The organism is Phocaeicola plebeius DSM 17135 (assembly GCF_000187895.1).
In the GTDB taxonomy this organism is placed as follows: domain Bacteria; phylum Bacteroidota; class Bacteroidia; order Bacteroidales; family Bacteroidaceae; genus Phocaeicola; species Phocaeicola plebeius.
Genome location: NZ_DS990118.1, coordinates 1 through 20,525, shown reverse-complemented (window position 1 = coordinate 20,525; position 20,525 = coordinate 1). Strand labels below are relative to the sequence as shown.

General features: G+C 44.3%; 15 protein-coding genes and 2 tRNA genes. 7 read left to right on the top strand and 10 right to left on the bottom strand.

Annotated elements, in window-relative coordinates:
- Nucleotides 1–18 precede the first annotated feature (18 nt).
- Nucleotides 19–402: an START-like domain-containing protein gene (locus BACPLE_RS00130; RefSeq protein ID WP_007557717.1), complete on the bottom strand. Its 384-nt coding sequence runs from the start codon at nucleotides 400–402 to the stop codon at nucleotides 19–21.
- Between the two features lie 320 nt (nucleotides 403–722).
- On the opposite strand from BACPLE_RS00130, the gene BACPLE_RS00125 reads away from it, so the two are divergent.
- Nucleotides 723–796, top strand: a tRNA-Met gene (locus tag BACPLE_RS00125).
- 58 nt (nucleotides 797–854) lie between these two features.
- Nucleotides 855–928, top strand: a tRNA-Met gene (locus BACPLE_RS00120).
- Between the two features lie 47 nt (nucleotides 929–975).
- Here the strand turns inward: BACPLE_RS00120 and xylE are convergent.
- From xylE to BACPLE_RS00100, 4 genes are all read right to left on the bottom strand, one after another.
- Nucleotides 976–2,457 (bottom strand): D-xylose transporter XylE, encoded by a 1,482-nt coding sequence (gene xylE, locus BACPLE_RS00115; RefSeq protein WP_007557714.1) that lies wholly within the window; start codon nucleotides 2,455–2,457, stop codon nucleotides 976–978.
- A 98-nt stretch (nucleotides 2,458–2,555) separates the two neighbouring features.
- Nucleotides 2,556–3,872: a xylose isomerase gene (gene xylA, locus BACPLE_RS00110; protein ID WP_007557712.1), complete on the bottom strand. Its 1,317-nt coding sequence runs from the start codon at nucleotides 3,870–3,872 to the stop codon at nucleotides 2,556–2,558.
- A gap of 36 nt (nucleotides 3,873–3,908) precedes the next feature.
- On the bottom strand, nucleotides 3,909–5,396 hold the full coding sequence (locus tag BACPLE_RS00105; RefSeq protein ID WP_007557710.1) for a xylulokinase: 1,488 nt from the start codon (nucleotides 5,394–5,396) through the stop codon (nucleotides 3,909–3,911).
- 20 nt (nucleotides 5,397–5,416) lie between these two features.
- Nucleotides 5,417–6,145, bottom strand: coding sequence for an NUDIX hydrolase (locus tag BACPLE_RS00100; RefSeq protein ID WP_007557708.1), 729 nt, complete (start codon nucleotides 6,143–6,145; stop codon nucleotides 5,417–5,419).
- A gap of 395 nt (nucleotides 6,146–6,540) precedes the next feature.
- On the opposite strand from BACPLE_RS00100, the gene BACPLE_RS00095 reads away from it, so the two are divergent.
- On the top strand, nucleotides 6,541–7,365 hold the full coding sequence (locus tag BACPLE_RS00095) for an MBL fold metallo-hydrolase (RefSeq protein ID WP_007557707.1): 825 nt from the start codon (nucleotides 6,541–6,543) through the stop codon (nucleotides 7,363–7,365).
- A 155-nt stretch (nucleotides 7,366–7,520) separates the two neighbouring features.
- On the opposite strand, the gene BACPLE_RS00090 is transcribed toward BACPLE_RS00095, so the two are convergent.
- The 5 genes from BACPLE_RS00090 to BACPLE_RS00070 form a co-directional block, all read right to left on the bottom strand.
- Complete coding sequence (locus BACPLE_RS00090; RefSeq protein WP_007557705.1) at nucleotides 7,521–8,570, bottom strand: endonuclease/exonuclease/phosphatase family protein; 1,050 nt, start codon at nucleotides 8,568–8,570, stop codon at nucleotides 7,521–7,523.
- A 15-nt stretch (nucleotides 8,571–8,585) separates the two neighbouring features.
- Nucleotides 8,586–9,977: a DUF5689 domain-containing protein gene (locus BACPLE_RS00085; protein ID WP_007557703.1), complete on the bottom strand. Its 1,392-nt coding sequence runs from the start codon at nucleotides 9,975–9,977 to the stop codon at nucleotides 8,586–8,588.
- Nucleotides 9,978–10,005: 28 nt separating this feature from the next.
- A complete protein-coding gene (locus BACPLE_RS00080; RefSeq protein ID WP_007557701.1) occupies nucleotides 10,006–12,723 on the bottom strand; it encodes a TonB-dependent receptor in 2,718 nt (905 codons plus the stop codon).
- A gap of 108 nt (nucleotides 12,724–12,831) precedes the next feature.
- Entirely contained in the window at nucleotides 12,832–14,763 is a 1,932-nt protein-coding gene (locus BACPLE_RS00075; protein WP_007557699.1) for a fimbrillin family protein, read from the bottom strand.
- Between the two features lie 30 nt (nucleotides 14,764–14,793).
- Nucleotides 14,794–16,395, bottom strand: a complete 1,602-nt coding sequence (locus BACPLE_RS00070; RefSeq protein ID WP_007557698.1) for a fimbrillin family protein — start codon at nucleotides 16,393–16,395, stop codon at nucleotides 14,794–14,796.
- 378 nt (nucleotides 16,396–16,773) lie between these two features.
- Here BACPLE_RS00070 and BACPLE_RS00065 point away from each other — a divergent pair, with 378 nt between their 5' ends.
- The 4 genes from BACPLE_RS00065 to BACPLE_RS00050 all read left to right on the top strand — a co-directional run.
- Nucleotides 16,774–17,715: a helix-turn-helix domain-containing protein gene (locus BACPLE_RS00065; protein ID WP_007557696.1), complete on the top strand. Its 942-nt coding sequence runs from the start codon at nucleotides 16,774–16,776 to the stop codon at nucleotides 17,713–17,715.
- A 131-nt stretch (nucleotides 17,716–17,846) separates the two neighbouring features.
- Nucleotides 17,847–18,965 (top strand): tyrosine-type recombinase/integrase, encoded by a 1,119-nt coding sequence (locus BACPLE_RS00060; protein ID WP_007557695.1) that lies wholly within the window; start codon nucleotides 17,847–17,849, stop codon nucleotides 18,963–18,965.
- A gap of 228 nt (nucleotides 18,966–19,193) precedes the next feature.
- Nucleotides 19,194–20,024, top strand: a complete 831-nt coding sequence (locus BACPLE_RS00055) for a hypothetical protein (protein WP_007557693.1) — start codon at nucleotides 19,194–19,196, stop codon at nucleotides 20,022–20,024.
- 209 nt (nucleotides 20,025–20,233) lie between these two features.
- Nucleotides 20,234–20,525: excisionase family DNA-binding protein (locus BACPLE_RS00050; protein WP_040312278.1), on the top strand; the 292-nt coding region annotated here is incomplete at its 3' end.

Sequence of the window (20,525 nt, the reverse complement as noted above, 5' to 3'; positions counted from 1 at the left end):
TTTGTATATTTTATAGATTTATACTCCGAAAACTCTCTTTAAGGTTTCAATTTGTGAGTCCCAAAGGCTACGTACATCTTCTTCTTCTCCAGGCTCTACAAAATCTGTGATTTCCAGAGAGTGGTCGGTGGTCAGTTCATTGTAGTGGATTTTCAGTTCAAAATAGCTTTTAGCCTCTTCATCATCCAGCCAGTGGAAGCGGATGAAAAATTCAGGTCGGCTGTTTACCACGATAGCTTGTCGTGTTTCAGTTTTTCCCCAGCGGAAGGTATAAGTTTTCCCTTCTTTGGTTACGCGGTCAGCAAACCAGCGTTCCAAACCGGCTGCACTGCTGATAGCGTTCCATATAATGACACTTGAAGAGGGATTGAGCGGATATTCGATTTGTGTTTTTCTTTTCATGATGTTTCTTGTGTTTTTACTTGTATCTTATTTTTAGCAACGGCGGCAAATTAAAGTATTTTTTTGTTTATATCCATAATGAATGGAGATTTTTTTTCGGTGATTTATTTTACTTCTTAGAATTCATGGAGAGGAGGGCGTTTACTGATGTAAAGCTTCTTATTTTATGAAAAATAGGCAAATGTGTCGTTTTCAATCGGTTATTAACTTATTGTTGAGGCGGTAACATTATCTTTTGCAGAAAAATAGCAAAAAAGAGAGGATAAATTTGCGTAATTCAAAAACTTGCTCTATCTTTGCACCCGCAATCACGAAATGATGGCGGGATAGCTCAGCTGGTTAGAGCGCATGATTCATAATCATGAGGTCCCCGGTTCAATCCCGGGTCCCGCTACAAAGAATGATTTAGCCGTTGGGTGGCTTCCACGCCTGGCGGTTTTTTTAATGAAAATGGCGGGATAGCTCAGCTGGTTAGAGCGCATGATTCATAATCATGAGGTCCCCGGTTCAATCCCGGGTCCCGCTACTAAAAAAGGCTTTCAGAATTTCTGAAAGCCTTTTTTAGTTTTACCTTTATTTCTGTCGTTCTTTCCACAAGCGTGTCATGTCTTCCAGGGTTTTACCTTTTGTTTCCGGTACTAATTTCCATACAAAGATGGCTGCGATGATGCAGATAGCTCCATAAAGTCCGTACACAAACATGTGGCCGAACTTATCACCCATATCACCGGCACTCATGTTGTACATGGGCAAGAAGGTAGATGAGACGATAAAATTGAATATCCACTGGAAAGCGACAGCAATGGCTACGGCTGCGCCACGGATAGTATTGGGGAATATCTCGGCGATGAGTACCCAGCAGATAGGCCCCCAACTGAACATGAATGATGCACTGTAGACCATGATGCTGATGACGGGTACCATAGGGCTGATGCCAGTCGCGGCATTGCTGAGGGCTACTCCGAGTGCACCGATGGCCATACCAATGGAACCGTAAATGAGCAGAGGCTTGCGTCCCCACTTTTCTACAGTAAAGACAGCTAACAAAGTGAACAGGATGTTGACAATTCCCATGAATACCGTTTGTACCATCGGATTGCCCATACCCATACTTTCGAAAATACGTGGTGCAAAATAAAGTACGGCGTTGATACCCACTGCCTGCTGGAATACACTCAGCATGATACCGATAAAGATAACCATCCAGCCGTAAGTGAATAGTTTTTCTGTCTTTTCATGGGCAGTAGCCTTGATTTCCAGCAGAATTTCTTTTCCTTGTGACAGTCCGTTGATACGGCTTAATACAAACAGGGCTTTTTCGTCACGACCGGTCATTGCCAGGTAACGAGGTGTTTCTGGAACAAACAAGACTAAGAGAGTAAACAATCCGGCAGGAACGGCTTCACTGACAAACATCAGTCGCCATCCGGTTTCAATACTCCAGGCAGCATCTTCCGGATTCATGATGCGGTTGACACCATCCACTATTTCTACTACCGGATTCAGGTGATCGCCTAAGATGAGGAAGTTGACAAAATAGACTACCAACTGGCCGAAGATAATGGCAAACTGGTTCCAGGAAACTAACGTACCGCGGATACTGCTCGGGGCGATTTCAGCGATATACATCGGGCAGATAGCAGAAGCCAGTCCCACACCTACACCACCTATGACGCGGTAAAAATTGAACGCTAACAGAAGCGAATAGGAGGGTTCCCCGTATGGAAATATCAAAAATTCCGGATAGTATGAGCCTAAAGCAGATAAAAAGAACATGACGCCGGCCATCAGTAAAGAAAGCTTTCTTCCGAAACGGGAAGCAAAAAAGCCTGATAAAGCACTACCGATAATACAGCCTAAAAGGGCGCTTGAAGAGGTTATTCCATGCCAGGAATCAGTGTAAACAAAGTCGTCTGCTCCCATGAAGAAGGCTTGAAGACCTTTTTCCGCACCTGAAATAACAGCGGTATCGTAGCCGAACAGTAATCCTCCTAAAACGGCTACCAGTACGATGGAAAACAGATAACTTCTGCTTCCTTTTTCTGTGTAATTCATGATTATAGGTTTTTAGAGAAATAAAAAACCGGCATACCCGGTCGGGAAAGAGACTTTCGCCGACGGACATGCCGGTCGGATACTGACAAATCAGCGTATTAGCAATACATATTTACAATAGCCTCATACAGTTCTTGTTTTCCACTGGTCTGTTTCGGTTCACCTACAGTCTTTGCATAAGCTACTACATCTTCCAGTGTCAGCTTGCCTTCTTCAAATTCTTTACCTTTTCCGTTGTCGAATGAAGCGTAGCGGTCAGCCAGCATTTTCTTGTAAGGAGATTCTTCCAGCAGGCGTGCTGCATTTTCCAAAGCACGTGCCATGGCATCCATACCAGCGATGTGAGCGATGAAGATGTCTTCCAGGTCAGTAGAGTTACGACGAGTCTTCGCATCGAAGTTTGTACCACCGTTGCCCAGACCACCACCACGGATAATCTGCATCATAGCCTGAATCAGTTCATAGTTGTCGATAGGGAACTGGTCAGTATCCCATCCGTTCTGGTAGTCACCACGGTTAGCATCGATAGAACCCAGCATGTTGTTGTCTACAGCTACTGCCAGTTCGTGTTCAAATGTGTGACCAGCCAAAGTAGCGTGGTTTACTTCGATATTTACCTTGAAGTCTTTGTCCAGGCCGTGTGCTTTCAGGAAGCCGATAACAGTTTCAGTATCTACGTCGTACTGGTGCTTGCTTGGTTCCATCGGTTTCGGTTCAATCAGGAAAGTACCCTGGAAACCTTTGCTGCGTGCATAGTCACGAGCCAGTTTCAACATCTGAGCCAAGTGTTCTTTTTCACGTTTCTGGTCAGTGTTCAGCAGTGACATGTAACCTTCACGGCCACCCCAGAATACGTAGTTTGTACCGCCCAGTTCGATAGTTGCATCGATGGCGTTCTTAATCTGTACGGCAGCACGAGCTACTACATCAAAGTCAGGGTTAGTAGCTGCACCGTTCATATAACGTGCATGACCGAATACGTTGGCAGTACCCCACAACAGTTTGATACCAGTTTCAGCCTGTTTCTGTTTCAGGTAAGCTACTACTTCTTTCAAGTTAGCTTCGTATTCTTCGATAGTAGCAGCTTCGTCGCACAAGTCTACATCGTGGAAGCAGTAGTATTCGATACCGATTTTCTGCATGAATTCAAAACCTGCATCTACTTTATCTTTTGCAGCCTGTACTTTGTCAGGATTTCCTTTCCATGGGAAGCTCTTTGTTCCGCCACCGAACTGGTCGCCACCTTCAGCGCACAATGTGTGCCACCATGCCATAGCGAATTTCAACCATTCTTTCATCGGTTTGCCCAGGATGACTTTTTCTGCATTATAATAACGGAAAGCCATCGGGTTTTTGCTTTCTACACCTTCAAATTTGATTTTTCCAATACCCGGAAAGTACTCTTTTGTTGCCATAATATCTTTGTTTTATAAGTTAATGAATTGTTATATTTAATTGTTTGTTGATTTTTCAAGACATTCTTTCCAACGTGCGTATGCGTCGGCGTATGCAGCTTCGTCGGCAGCTTTCGGTTCGATGACAGCCAGTTTGTCGAGAGTGGCAAAAGCTTCCACATTGTCGCGGTAGATGCCTGCACCCATTCCGGCTCCCTTGGCCGCTCCTACCGAACCGTCGGTGTCATAGAGTTCGATGGTAGCACCTGTGACTCCGGCCAGCGTGTCGCGGAACAGCGGACTCAGGAACATGTTGGCATGTCCGGCGTGAATCTTCTGTACATCCATTCCCATGCCCTTCATGATGTCGATACCGTAGCGGAAAGAGAATACGATGCCTTCCTGAGCGGCACGAAGCAAGTGGTTGCGGTTATGCAAGTTGAAGTTGACACCCTGAATAGAACATCCGGTTTCCTGGTTCTGCAACATACGTTCAGCTCCGTTGCCAAACGGAAGGATGCTGATGCCGGCAGCACCGATGGGAGCCTGAGCGGCAACCTCGTTCATTTCTGCATAGCTGAGGTCGGAAGCTAATGTGCGTTTCATCCACGAATTGAGGATACCCGTACCGTTGATGCAGAGCAATACGCCCAGACGGGTTTGTGAAGCAGTATGGTTGACGTGTGCAAATGTATTGACGCGTGACTGTGGGTCGTAGTTGACACTACCGTTCACTCCGTATACCACTCCGGAAGTTCCGGCTGTAGAAGCAATCTCACCCGGATTGAATACATTCAGAGAAAGAGCGTTGTTCGGCTGGTCACCGGCGCGGTAAGTTACCGGAGTACCGGCTTTTAGTCCTAATTCCGCAGCTACTTTTTCTGTTACCTTTCCCTGTTCAGAGAAGGTCGGACGGATGTCAGCCAGCAAGGATGCGTCGATACCGTAATAATCCAGCAAGAAATCAGCTACCTTGTTTTCCTTGAAATCCCAGAACATGCCTTCCGACAAGCCAGAAACAGTGGTACAGATTTCTCCAGTCAGTCGCATGGCGATATAGTCACCCGGGAGCATCACCTTATAGGTGCGTTCATAAACTTCTGGTTCGTTTTCCTTTACCCAAGCTAGTTTGGAAGCCGTGAAGTTGCCCGGTGAGTTCAGCAAGTGTGACAAGCATTGTGTTTCTCCCAATGTCTGAAAAGCCTTTTGGCCGTATGGTACAGCTCTGGAGTCACACCATATAATAGAAGGACGGAGCACTTGCTGGTTCTTGTCCACGCAGACCAGACCGTGCATCTGATAAGAAATACCGATAGCCTTGATTTCTTCTGCTTTTGCACCAGAAGCAGTGAGAACGGCTTGTGTAGCCAGTTTCAAATTATCCCACCAGCTCTGCGGGTCCTGTTCAGCCCATCCCTGTTTGACAGCGAGAATCGGAGCCTCTGTTTTCGGGAAAAAGGCAGATGCAGCACATTTTCCGCTTTCTACATTGACCAGACTCGCCTTTACAGACGAGCTTCCTATGTCATAACCTAATACATACATCGTTATATAGTCTTTTAAAATTATCTTCTTGTCTTGTTGTAGATTTTCCGGTCAAACCGATAATATCTTGCGGCTCGGTGAGATACTCCCTGTTCGTATTCTTCCGTCGGCACGATGTATTCCATCATGGAAATCTTCTTATGGAAGTTGCGTACATCCAGTGCCTTGCCGTAAATCACCTCATACAGCATTCGCAGTTGCAGAGCAGTAAATTTCCGTGGAAGCAGTTCGAAGATACACGACGGGTTGAATTCGATGTGCTGCCGGATAAACTTCATGGCTTCTGCAATAATCAGATTGTGATCGAATGCCAGGTCCTTTACCTCTTCCAGCGCTACCCATTCTGCCTTGTATTCATCCAAGTTCTTGTTGAGGGTCTTGTCTATTTTTACCATGGCAAAGTAGGCGATGGTCACGATCCGCTCTACTTTGGCCTTTTCGGCTCTTTCCAGCCAGTGTATATCTTTGGGATTCTTGGTACGGTCCTTTGAACCGAATGCCTTGAACTGCATCAGGTCTACGTTCTTGAGTCCAGTCAAATCACGAAGCACTCGTTTGGCCGCATCATCCAAGTCCTCATCCATATAAATAAGGCTTCCGGGGAGTTTCATATCATGGAAAACTTCTCCACTTTCTTCCCCCATTCTTTTTACGAGCAACACCTTTAGTTTCTCTCCATCGAATCCGATAACAACGCAGTCTACCGAGATGTGATTATTGGCTAATTGTTCAGTGTATTCCATAAGCATTTTTTCTGTCTACACCGCAAAGGACGTTTTTTTTATTGATATATGCAATAGGCTGTCTTATGTGTGTAAAACCTTATTGTTCAATAGGGTAAATATCTTATTTGATACAATATCGTGATGCGATGTTTTTGTAGTTCATACAATATGTATAAAAGGTAATTTCCCGTGCAAGCTTATTGGCAAAAGTACAACAACCCGAAAAATCGAATTTTCAATATCTTACGTGAAGAATAGGAAAAGTCTCCTGCAAGGGACTTATTGTATTTTATGTTTATGTTGAAATCTCGGTGCCTTATTTTGAGGAAAGAAGGGGATAGTGGTAAGAATCCTTATGTGTTAAAAAAATAAAAGCAGGAAATTTGTATCTTTGTCCTGTGTTTTAAAGGATACATTGTATGGAAAATTCGATGAAACTTATTATGCTGGGTACGGGAAATGCGGCCACCGTAGCCTGCTACAATACCTGTTTTGCCTTGTGCCGGGAGGATAAATACTTTTTAGTGGATGCCGGAGGAGGCAACGGCATTCTGTCGCAGTTGCAGAAGACACATATCCCGTTGTCCGGCATTCATGAGATATTTGTGACGCATGCACACACCGACCATATACTGGGTGTGATATGGATGATTCGCATGGTGGTTCAGGCTATTCAGAAGGGAGAGTACCAGGGCGAACTACGTATATATGGGCATGACAAGGTGGTACAAGTGCTCGACTGGATTTGCCGGATGACTTTGCCCAAGAAGATTGTGGCCCGTTTAGGAGAAGAGATACTGTTGTGTGAGGTGAAGAGCGGAGAGAAATTTCAGGCCATCGGCCTGGAAGTGGAAAGCTTTGACATTGCCTCTACAAAGGAGAAACAGTTTGGTTTCCGTACCTGTCTTCCCGACGGACAATCACTGGTTTGTCTGGGTGATGAACCTTATAATGCATGTAACCAGATGTATGCGGAAGGAGCCGACTGGCTGCTGTGTGAGGCGTTCTGCTTGTATGAAGACCGGGAACGGTTTAAACCCTACGAGAAACATCATAGCACGGCTTTGGATGCCGGACGGTTAGCAGCTCAGCTTGGAGTGAAGAATCTACTGCTGTATCACACGGAAGACAAGACACTATCCACCCGCAAGGCGCGTTATACGGCAGAAGCGGCTTCGCAGTTTAGCGGAATGGTTTATGTGCCGGATGATTTGGAGGAAATTTTACTACGGGGTAATGAATGAATTACTACGTAGTAGTCGGTCTGTTACTGCGGGGTAACGGAGACACTACTACGTAGTAGTTTAAATTGCATTCGAAGAGGTTTTAAATGCAAAGAAGAAAGCCGTTCCGATTGTGTGGACGGAACGGCTTTCTTTATGAAGAGATATGTTTTCTCTTACTTCATTACCTTGACAAAATAGGTGAGGGTCGGCAAGTGGTCACTGAATCCATTCTGGAATGTGGTACCCGAGAATGTACGAAGTGGATACCCTTTGTATTTTCCTTCCTTTTGAAGCAGGAATGGACGGTTGAATACTTCGCTCTTCCAGAATTTCAATGTGCTGCGGTCCTTGCCAATCAGGTTGCCTGATATAATCTGTTGGTCGAACAAATTCCATTGGTTTTGGTAGCAGAGAGAACCGATACCCTGATCATACAATTTCCAAGTGGCATTGTAATACCCGTCAGGTTTTACTTCCTTGATATTCTTTTTAGCGCCCAGTACCTCGCTGCAGCTCTTGTTGAACGGGTCATCATTCAAGTCGCCTACAATGAGCACTTTTGCTTCCGGATTCTGTGCATGGATAGAATCGCCAATGTGTTTCACGATGCTGGCAGCAAATTCTCTCAGCGGAGAAGAAGCAGAACCGCCGTAACGTGAAGGCCAGTGGTTCACAATCAGGTGGAACGGTTCTCCGGCCAGTATACCACTTACAAGCAGAATATCACGTGTCTTATAATTGGGCATATCTGGCTTGTTGAAAGGATAAGTTCTTGCGTCAATCAGCTTGAACAATTTGGGGTTGTACAAGGCCGCTACGTCAATACCTCTGTGGTCGGGTGATTCGAAATGTACGATTTCATATCCCATTCCGCTGATTGGAGCTGTTTTTGTCAGGTCTTCCAATACTTTCCGGTTTTCCACTTCCGAGATACCAATGATAGCTGGACCTGCCGGGCAATAATCTCTTCCCAGTTGAGAGATTACCTTGGCAATATTCTGTAACTTTTGCTCGTACTTGGTCTGAGTCCATTCATACTGTCCTTCCGGAGTGAAATCATCGTCGCCCTTGTTATTAGGGTCATCCACCGTATCCCAAAGGTTTTCTAAATTGTAGAATGCGGCTGCATAGACGCCCAGTCTGTCTTGTGCAAACAGACTGGTTGTATATATACAAGTAATGAACAAAGTGAAAATAAGTAATCGTTTATTCATGACTTTCATAGTTTGGTGTGTACATTAGTTGTTGGGGGTGGGTTCGATGGTTGTACCTCCGTCACCGCCGGTGCTACCACTTCCTGGAACATAGAGTTTGACGCTATATAAGCGTAAACCATAAGTGTTTTCTGGTGTGGTACAATAGAACTCTAAAGTTGTATTGTCAGATATTGTTACATTTTCAATCGTCATTTTGAATGGAGTATTTCCTTGTTTGGCATCACCGGTTACTTCTTTACTAGGAATAGTTAATTCTTGTCCATTACATTTAACTCTCAGTGTTTTTAAATCTTGTTTTTCTCCCGCATTATAAACATTTGCGCCTACTTGATATTCTAAAGTAGCAGATGTATTTCCTTGTGCATTGATATTTTTGATAGCAATTGCTACATCTTTTGTACCAGGGAACCAGACATTAGTAAGATTGCTAACAATGCGTACGGATGCTTTTTCTTCCGATGTGTTCTCAAACATGCTGGTTGGGTTATCAAATCCAGTGTAGTCACTAAAATATGGCCAGTAATTTCCACTCTTTTCAGGAGTTCCAAAAGATTCCTGGAATAAAACAGTTTCACCACTTGGAGTTTCTCCACCTTCATCTCCACCTTCTTCAGTGCTTCCGGTAAAGTCGCTTACGTCATCAGCAGTGCGTAAAGTAAGCTGCCAAGTACCTCTGAACCGTCCTAAGATACCTGTTACATTACCTTTCCCTTCCGGAAGCTTGTTACCTGCAAAGCTGGCATAATTGCTGGTACGGACCATTAAAGTATTTCCATGGCTGTCGGTGATGTTTTCCTCCCCATAACCATCTTCAGGGGCAAAGATACCATTTCCACCATTTTGGAAAGTAACCCCGGTAAATTGCACTAATTTGAATTTATAGTTATCGGGAGCAGCATTGACTGTACTGATATCATCAATTACAATAGGTTTGGCATTTTCAGGATTAGCCCATCCGTCTTTGCTTACATGCTTTTCAAAATCTTCCCACGGTGTACGATACAAATATCCTTCAGGATGTCCTAGCTGTTGTTCGTCACCGTATACAGAAATACTTAATCCGTTCAGGTCTACATATACTGTCTGACCTACCGGATAATAGTTATATACGCTGCTTTGGTCTACTTCCATCTCAATGGCCCCTGTTTCATCTTGCAGATAGATTTTCTTGAAGATATTTCCTGACTCATCGTTACCTGTGATAACGGCTTTAAGCACTTGGTCTTGCGTAATGATGATAGGAGCCTTATCAGTTGCTGCTGCATTTTCTGTACGCAATTTTGAAATCGTGATATTGGCTGCCGGACCTGTGTATTCAGGTTCTGTCAAGAGAGGAGCATCATAGTCTCGTTCACAAGCGAAGAGGGCGAGTGAGGCAATGAGTGGCAGACTGATATTTCTTAAAAGTTTCATATATTCTAAGTTTTATGTAGGTTAATGATTAAAAACGGTAGCTCACATTCAGGAAGCAGTTAATTCCCTGCATGTAATAGTATTTTCCTCCAAAACGTTCCGGATGTTCAAGGTCGAATCGTCCTTGTTCATATCCTCCGGTGCAGATATCTTTCTTGTTTAATACATTGTTCAGAGAAAGATTGAAGTTGATAGATTGTCTTCCAGGCAGATAGAAAATCTTTCCGACTGACAGGTCCAAGGTATAAGCAGCTGGGAAACGTTCTTGTGTAGTCAGTTGCTTGAAAGCATCATAGTACTGGTTATAGGGGGTTACTTCTGTATAACTTGAAGCCAGACGACGGAGAGGAGCAGCTTCAATGTAATTACGTGCAAATCCATTCAAGTTGGCTCCTAAGAACCAGTATTTAATGAAGTAACGGATTCCAAATGTACCGGCAATCTGTGGTACTCCACCCACATAGACATCTTTCATGTATACCTGTTCTCTTTCTACAATCTTTCCGTTTTCAGAGTTTTTGATACCATCCGGGTTGTTGCTGTAATAATATTCACCTACGGTTCCTGCCAGGTCAAAGCTCCAGTGATCATCCAGTTTGTAGGTTGCTCCCAGTTCGATACCTCTGTGAATACGGTTTACTCCATACAGTACGTGGTTGATGAATGTACCTTCAATGCCGTCATAGTAACTGCTACGCTCCATCTGGTCATAGAAGTTAGTTTGGAACACTCCGATACGTCCGGCCAGGCGTGGAGTTGAGAAAATGTAATTGATGTCGGCAGAAAGAATGCGTCCGCTCTTTATATCATCAATGGTACGGTCAGTGATACGCGGTGAAACGTATGCTTCGTTGGGCAGCGGAGCTTCACTTCCGTAGCTGATGTTGGCATTAATCATGTGGCGTCCGTTGAACTTGTAAGTCAATCCTCCCTTCACCATCAAGTCTGTAAACTGGTGGCGCATACCTTTACCGAAAGAACTGTCAGGATAACGTCCGTTGCGCATCTTACCATCACGCTGGAAGCTGGTATAAGTTAGTTTCATACCGTAATAATAATCCCAGTAGCGTGAGTGATACTGATTGACAACCCAGGCATTCAGTGAGTAAATGTTCAGATTATAGTTATAACCGAAGATGCCGTCCTCGTATACTTTTCTTTGCGGGCGGTTCAAGTCATTCTGAATTTTATCCGGATCACCGGAGAAATCTTGTTCTGCAAACTTGTCAATATCCAGCACATATTCTGCTCCCAGCAGGTCGGCTACAGTTTTGAACTGGCGTGATTGAGTGTAGCGTGCACCCACTCCTGCAGTGATATCGAAATGGCGGCTCATGCGTGCATTCAAGGTCGAGTTGAATGACGTTTCCAGCAGGTCACTGCGGCGTTCTTCCAGCATATAAACTGCAGCTCCATTGCCGTTGCGTATGTTGTTGGCATTCGCCAGATAGAGATCATCCCAGTTGATTTGTGTAAAGCTTGTCTGGTTACTGCTCCACAATTCTTTGTATCTTGCTTGAGTTGATTCATTTTCAAAGTAGGAAGGCAGATAGCGGTAATAGTCCGGACGAGGGTCTGGGGCATTGTACCAGTTGAGTGCCGTATTTCCGTAGCGGGCATAATGTGCTCCTACACCTGTCGTCAGCGTCATGTTGTCGTTGATTTTCCAGATGTGTGAAATGATAGCTGTCGGGTCGAATGCCGTAACTACCTTTGCATTTCTTTTTTTCCCGTCCTGATATCCCCAGTTCGGGTTGTAAAGGTAGTTTCCTGTCAGTTCATACACTTCACGGTAAGAGCTACCTTGTTGTCCGCGTTGTACCGGTGATACAAAAGCTACCATTGACAGGCTATGTTCTCCTCCTTTCCATTGCTTTTCTGCCGAGAAGGCAAAAGATACGTTTTTGTAGAAAGTACCGTCGATGTTACCTTCATTCGAATAGCGTCCACCAATAGAAGTCGTGAATGCCCATCCATTGTCCTTCAGTCCGGTAGAGTAGGTAAACATGCCACGGAGATAATAGTTTCGGTTGGTATAGCTTAAGGTTAACTTTCCTCCAGGAGTATAGTTGCTGGCACGCATGTTGATGTTTTCCGTACCTCCTAACTCACCAAAAGTAAAAGATGAAGGAGCTGTGAAATTGGTGACATCACCGTTACGTGTCATGTCGTTCAGTGCACCTACTGCCGCATAGTTGAATACACCTCTGTTCTGGTCGTTGAATTCTACGCCATTGATGTATTTTACTTCCTGTGTGCTATTGTATCCACGCGGAGAGAAGCGTGCAGGTGAAAGCTGATAGGCAGCTTTGTTCAGGAAAATATCATTTGATAGAATCACGGTAGAGCTGACATCCTGCCCAGAGGTTTCCACGTCATCATCCACCATACCGGCATCAATGATACCAATCATGGACACGTCTTCGTTTGCGTTAAGTTCAGTTACTCGGATAGGTTTTAGTTCAGTTACGCCTAAGTTTTCTACTTCAATGGAGACACTCTTGGGCGTAATCATTACGGAGTTAAGCTGAATGACGTAAGTTCCCGGCTGAATATTTCGGATGGTGAAATTTCCGTCCGCGTCGGTTGTGACTTGGCGGTTCAGTTCTGTCACCGTCACAATTACACCTGGAATAGGGTCATTGCTTACTGCTCCGATCACACTTCCTTTCACGCTTACATTTCCTTGTGCAAAAACAAGGCAAGGAAGGAAGAATGCCATGAAGAACAGTAATTTGTGTTTCATAAAAAATAATTGTTAGTTTAGTGTTATTTTATAAGGGGTTGAAAGAGAACATGAAAAAGTTTTATAGAGCTTTTTCATGTTCTCTTGTGAGGGGAATGGATCAAATTGTTATTGGATTTCAACTAACTCCATGTCGTCATAATAAATGTATCCACCAGCTTCATTGCTATCCATATTGCGGTAAGTTCTTACTTCATAACGCATTTTTACAGTGCCAGCAGGAGCTGTGAACTCTATTGTAACTTGTTGCCATTCTGCATTGTCTGCAGAGTAGTCGCTTTGCTGAATTTGTTTGTTAATATCATTAATTGTTTTTCCGTCACTACCTACCATGGCAAACCAATAGCGGCTACTTGCTTTTGTATCATTATCCAAGAACCAGTAAGAGATTCTATACTTCTTGCCGGCTGTGATAGCTACTTCTTGTTGAATCTTATTTGTACCACTGGCCGAAGTTTGTCTCAGTGAATTATTTCCACCATGTTTGATACTGGTCTCTTTTACAATTTCTCCTGTATTATATGTAGCATTGTCCCATGCAGTTGGCAATTTGCTGGTCCAGTCTTCGAATCCAGGGTTAGTTAATAAATTAGTTCCTTCTCCTGGTTCAGGATCGACTGTTCCTCCTCCTTCTCCGTTGGCAACTACTTTCACGTTTTTGATTTCCCAAGTACCGGCTGCATCGGTTGTACTTACATATTTGAATGCAAATTTGATAGTTTTTCCAGCATAAGCAGACAAATCGACAGATGAAGTTACAAATGTATAGTCATTGTTTGTTCCGTATTTGTCAATGCTCAACTGCTGCCAATTCTCAGCGCTTGTTTCAGTAACCCAAAGACTTATAAAGTTCTCAACAGGAGTTCCTATAAATTTGTGGGTATGGTCGAATGTCAGAGTTGCAGTGGTTGCCTGGCTCAAATCTATAGCAGGAGAAACTAACCATGATTCAGATGCTTTTGCGCCTCCGATATAAGCGCTGGCTTTCATATAATTGTCATCATTGAAAGTGTCATGTTTCCACACGTAACTTCCACCTTCCGGAAGCTGCTTGTCTTCAATGGTGAAGTTGCCTTGGCCAGTAGCAAATGATTCATCTAATGCTACAGTTTCTCCGCCCGGTTGAGTTCCGCCGTCAAAGTCTACGTTGATGTCTCCACCTGGTTTTTCAACCCAGTCATTGATTGTTGCGTTACCTACGCTAACCACTGGCTTGCCATTGTTGATAGACAGATTGGCATTGAAACTTACGTTCGTTCCTTTTTCGAAAATACTTACATCACTAATCGTATGGGTAAATGATTGTCCGTTAAGGTTGAAGGTCAGATTAATTGATGTTTGGTCTGTACTTGCAGCAGTTGGAAGTATGATAGCTGTAGCCGTAGCTGTAGTTCCTTGCGCATCTACATACATTGCTACATCCTTATTATTGGTCCCTGTTGTGCCAGTTAAGGTCCCGTCTACCAAGTTAAATTCACCTTCTGTAGTGATACCTTTCATATTAACGTTCAGCCCGTTAAGGGTTTCAATTGTTTCATCTTTGGTAACATTCAGAGTCAGTTTGGCTAACTGGTGTGTAAAGCCCAGGCTGATGTTTGTGGCAGTAGCAGCTTCCACTCCTTTAGTTCCATTTGAATAAATCAAATCGATAGCAGCCGGATTGCTTTGATCCGATACGTTGATTGCAATCTTATTGCCACTTACATTCGTAGTATAAGGATAATATGCAATGAAGTCCACGCTTCCGCTTTCCGGAAGATAGATGCCGTTGCCCGAGGCGGCAGTCAGGGTTCCATTGGTTTGTGCAATATACTTTTTGTTTTGTGCAGTAGCAGCCTCAATTCCATTTCCTGCATTCATCATGTAGATACCTACTTCATCGTTTGCATTCCAGACATTATCTGAAATTCTAGACTGAATAGTTGTGGTGAAAACGATGCCTTCGCTTCCGTACCAGTCACTGTGGTCGTCGTTGTTTGTACAGCTCATTAGAGCTAGGGTTGACAATGCCCCTGTGTACAATAGATTCGAGATTTTCATACTAATTTATTTTTTGTGAACATGATTATTTTATTTCCAGCTTGTTTTTTGGCTTTTAATGCTTTCAGTGATTTCTGGCTTATCAGGAAAGAATGTGAATCCCGTTATTTCTTCCAGTTCCTTAACGGATAGTATTCCTACATTATAATCTCTGTGGCTGTAGGATATGTTATCCAGTTTGTAGGCTACTGTCTGGAACTGTTCGTTTATTTTTCGTGCCAATGCCTTAAAGTAGTATTTGGGAACAGCCATGTTTTTCCCGTCATTATCTTGTACATATTTGATTGTTTGGTCTGTCTGGGTCGTAGGCATGGCTCCGGTTACTACATATAATGTATCTGTGGCGCTACTCCATCCTCTTACAGCACTTTCCAGGTCAGCCCAAATAGCTTGATTCATTTTTTGTCCTATTTGAGGAGTCATATTGGTGTAATAAAAGGTTTGGCTGTTGATCGAGTTTGAACGTGTCCGGTCGCCGCTGGGAATTTGATGTCCCCGGTCATATCCGGAGATGCCTTTCAATAAATTGGGTTGTAGGTTTTCTGCTAATTTATCATTATATCCCCATGCATCGGTACGTCCGCTGTCTCCCAAATACCATGAGCATAATGGATATGCCACCCAATAAGCCATTTTCAAATCCGTATCATACAGCATACTGTAATTACGAATTTCGACACCGTTGAGTGTACTGTTCTGATAAGTTTCTCCAGTGTAATGAATAATGTATTTGATATTAGGTTTAGCTAATTGAGATTCAGTAATTAATGGAGTTTCTGCCCATTTTGTGTATTGGGCTTGCGGATCAGTTGTAATTTCTCCTCCTTGGTAATTTATATTTACATTGTATGTATATTTGTTGCCTTGTTCAATACTTCCAGAAAGCTTGGTATCAATTTCTTGACTCTGTCCGTTGAACTCCAGTTTGATTTTTACGCTTTCACTCAGATTTTGTGGCAGCAAGATAGCTTCCGCTTGGGTAGCTTCTTCATTTATGTATAAGGAGAAAGCGCTTGCTTCACCAGAAGGAGTGATTGAACCATTGGACAGGTTGGCTGTTCCTTTTACTTTAAGTCCGCTGATAGAAGCCTTGATCCCTTTCAGTGAACTTCCAGAAGTAGATTTCAGGTTTAATACCAATTTGGCCAGCAGGTGCTTGAACTGCAGATTACCTTGTGGAGAAGTCTGGTCACGTCCTGTCAGGTTTACAGCAGTCATCAGGTCAATAGCATTTTGTTTAGTCTGATCACTGAGGTTGATAGTATAATTAGTGTGATCATTTGTATTTTCATTATACGGGTAATATGCAATGAAATCAACAGTGCTATTATTTTCAGGATAATACATGGGCTGGTTTTGACTGATAAAATAGCCGTCTCCTTTTGATGTCACATAGGGTACGTTTGTTTCCAGTATATTTTTATTTTCACTGGCAAGCATGAAAACTCCGATGACATCGTTTGTCTCCCAGGAGGTATCGTATGCACGCGAATTATTAGTGTCATCTATGAGTGACATGAATGTTATACCATTTTTGTTCACTTCATTTTGGATGCCATTGGTTTCGTCATTCTGACAGGACTGTAGAATGCTCAGGGAAAGCATAATCCCTAATAGTGATTTCATTTTCATATTAAGAATAGTTTATTTTATGTATTTAGAATCTCAAAACAACCAAAAATAACCAGAAATATTCAAGCGTAAGTCTTTATCTATCAGAATATTCTAAAAATTAACACTTTTCGGCTGCTTTTTGATGCTTCCCAAATTTCCACATATTTTTGAGACGTATTTCTGACGTGGAGAATTTGCGGAGCTTGTTTTTTGCCACATCGTGCGGACAGTTGACAAGGGTTTACAACCGTTTACGATGAGCGACAACAACCGCCCTGATATGCAGCAATAGTAACATTGTGCAGAAAGGCGACAACGGTTGACCTCCGTTTACATCCGTTCACCATTTCAGAGATATACGATTGAAGGAATGAACCAGTAAACGATAAAAGCAGCATGAAAACAACCAGAAAATGCAATTTTTGCAGCAAGTCATTTGTAACCCGGAGCGGGGTACAGAAATATTGCAGCGAGGCTTGTCAGGCGGAAGCCAAACGAGCTAGAACGGAACAGAAGAACAACCTCTTCAAAGCTGTCCGCCCCTTGATGGAGATACAGCATCAGGAGTATCTCACCTTTTCCAAAGCAGCAGTACTCATGGGCTGTTCCCGACAGTACATCTATAAACTCGTAGCCCTCGGCAAACTGAAAGCCTCACGTATCAGCAACCGCATGGCGTTTATCCGCAAGACAGACATCGAGCGGATGCTGGAGGGCAATCCCTACCACCGTGTCCTGCCCGGCAGTACTTCCACTCCGAGAAAGTCCGCTTCATCTTCCCCGCTTGCCAAAAAAGAAAAAAGGGAAAAGGAAACCTATGAAGTGCTGGACTTCTATTCTGGCGAGGAGGTGATGTCGCTCTTCAAGGTCAGGCAGTCGTGGCTCTATACCACAGCCAAGCGCAACCGCATTCCCATCTGCCGCATCGCAGGGAAAAACTATTACAGCAAGAAACACGTTGACGAGTTCTTCGGTATGGCTATAGATACAAGCAATATCACCGATTGGCTCCTGATTGAAGAAGCGGAAGAACTGTTCGGCATGAAACCCTCCGCACTCCGGGCATACGCCTACCGCCACAAGATACCGACCAAAAGAGAATACGGGCGCACCTATTACTCCAAATCCCATCTGGACGAACTCCGCAGGACAGACCTCGTGAACGATGAACGCTACTACACCGTGGAGCAAGTCCGGCAGATTTACGGGCTTTCCTCCGCCAACATCAGCCATATCGTCAAGGTGAAGCACATCGAAAAGATAAAAGTAGGCGTGAAAAACCTGCTTTTACGCTCCGATGTGGAGCGTGTCATGGCTGAAAGGGAGAAACAACCGTGAGCAACCGACATTGCCGGAAAATTATTTCAAAATGATTGTCGTGGAGGTATTCACGGTTGTTTCACGTTGTTCCTTTGCCACCGTAAACACGGGAACACCCCCGAAAATGTACAACTTAAAACATCATCAATATGAGCAAATGCAAGACAGTTACCTTGCGCAAGCGCAAGATTAAGAACGGAACACAGTATTCGCTGTGTCTGGACTATTATCCCGGCTACCGTGACAACACCACCATGAAGGTGATTACACGTGAAGCTCTTGGAATTTACATCTTCGCCAAACCTGCCAACCAGCAGGAGCGTGATTTCAACGCACGCATGATGAAAAAAGCGGAGATACTGCGTAATAGGCGTTATGAAGCCATCTTCAACGAGAACAACGGCTTCTTTGACAAAGCCAAGATGAAAGGCGATTTCCTCGCCTACTTCAAGGGGTTGGCAGACAGGAAGAATATCAAGTGGCAGCACGTCTATAAACATTTCGAGCGGTTCGTGAACGGCAAATGCACCTTTGAGGAGGTGGACGTGGATTTGTGCCGCAAGTTCATGGAATATCTGCTTAACGCCCCACAATCCATACACACCAGCCAAAAGCTGCATATCAATTCTGCGGCGGGCTACTGGTCGGCTTTCCGTGCGGTACTTCACACCGCCTACCGGGACAGGAAGATAAAGGAGAACCCAAACGGATTCTTAGACCGCATCGAGTGCATTCCCACCATGAGGGAACATCTGAGCCAAGAGGAACTGATACGGCTTGCCGAAACGCCTTGTGAGGAAGAGGTATTGAAAAGGGCGTTCCTTTTCGGTTGTCTGACCGGACTAAGAAAGAGCGACATCAGGCAGCTCACTTGGCAGCAGATACAGCCGTACACCAACGGCAAGATGTTCGTGACCACCCGTATGCAGAAGACCAAACAGATTGTACACAACCCCATCAGCGATGAAGCCTACGGACTGCTTGGGGAACGGCACGAGGGACTTATCTTTGACGGTTTCAAGGACAAGATGCTGCAAGGACCACTCAAACGCTGGCTCTTGGCGGCAGGCATAACCAAGAAGATAACCTTTCACTGCACCCGGCATTCATTCGGAAGCCTGCACGTGGAAATGGGTACGGACATGGCTGTCATCCAAGCCTATCTGGGACACAAGAACATTACCACCACGCAGATTTATTCCAAGATGGCGGCACAGCAGATGTGCGAGGTCGTGGACAAGATAACCCTGAAACGCAAGGAAGCGTAAGGCGGTTCAAAATCCATGATATTCAGAGGGAGCGGTTATTGTTTGGAGCTTTAACCGTTCCTTTTATTTTGGTTGGTACTTAAAGTATGATAATTGAGTATGATTCCGGACATTTGGTGAAAAACATTGAAAAAGAAACCACTGACAAAGGATAATGAGTAATAATTGAAAGAAGACTATTAAATTTGCGAAAACAGTAACAAGTAACAACCGAATAAGACAAAGAATATGGAACCGTCCGTAAAAGACAAACATATCATTTTAGGATTTGTCGGCTTTGCCATCCTCCTAATATCTTCCATAGCGACACTGATTGTCGCTGAGAAATTCAACCAAGATACCTTTGTAAGGCTGATAGTCTTTGTGTGCAGCAACCTGTTGGGGTGGCTGCTCTACTTCTCCTTCCAGACAGTCATTTTCGATACATACGAAATCTACAGAATCAAGTTCGGCAGGAAAAAGACACCTGCCGAAATCACAGAAATTCAGGAAGACCAGTCCCAAGATGCACACAAGCCTGTAATATCGGCATCAATGCCAACAGGTGGAGAAGCGACCCCGGATATAAAACCGACAGAGATTGCCATATCCCCGGAGCTTCACGAGAAGAACCGTGCCGATTACGAGGACAGGGAGCAGCGGGAAAATGAGGAGCGCATCGCTATGGTCATGGAATACATCCATTTCATCATGCCCCGTATTGCTGACAAGGAGACCGTGAACCACATCTGTGCCGAGGTCAACAACTGGATGCGGCTCCACAGTTACAAGCCCAAGCCGATAAAAGGGCGGCTGACCAAAGATATTTCAAACATTCCGCTCCGCCATTTCGTGTGGAATATCTCCGAGCGTTTCATGTACAAGAAATACTACACGGGGGATAACCGTGCCCGCTTCATCAGCACCCTTTTCCCACGGGAGTTTGCCGATACGGACATAGCTACCATCAAGAACTTCAAGGTAGAGCCGTTAAAGACACTGATTCCCATTGACGAGCCTGAAAACGGCAGACTGGATTTCCATTATCCTGCGGATTATGTGCAGGAGAAGCGGATTTAAGCCTGTTTTAGAGTAATCACGATAATAACGACAAACAGCCAAAACTCATAATCCTCTGTTATACAATAATTCCCGAATAACTTTACCCGTCATTTGCGGTTGGGCATCGTTATTCGGGAATTATTTTGCAATGACCTTTCGTGGAGATATTCACGGCTGTATCATTCCAGTCCTTTGCGCCAAGCCTTACAAAAGAGGCGAGTACGCAAATGGAAAAAACAGTGATTACATTCAACGACCTCCCGGAGATTGTGGCTCAGCTTCGGGACGAGGTGATGAGCCTTAGAAGCCTGCTTACTGAGCAGCGCAGTGTGAACAACGCAAGGGCGGTGGACACCCATGTCCCCATGTCAGTGGAAGAGGCGGCGGAATATCTGGGCATTCCCAAAGGCACGCTCTACATGAAGCTGTCGGAGGGAAGCATTCCCGCCACCAAGCCCGGCAAACGATATTGCCTTTACAGGGACGAACTGGACAAATGGCTGGAATCCTCCCGGAAGA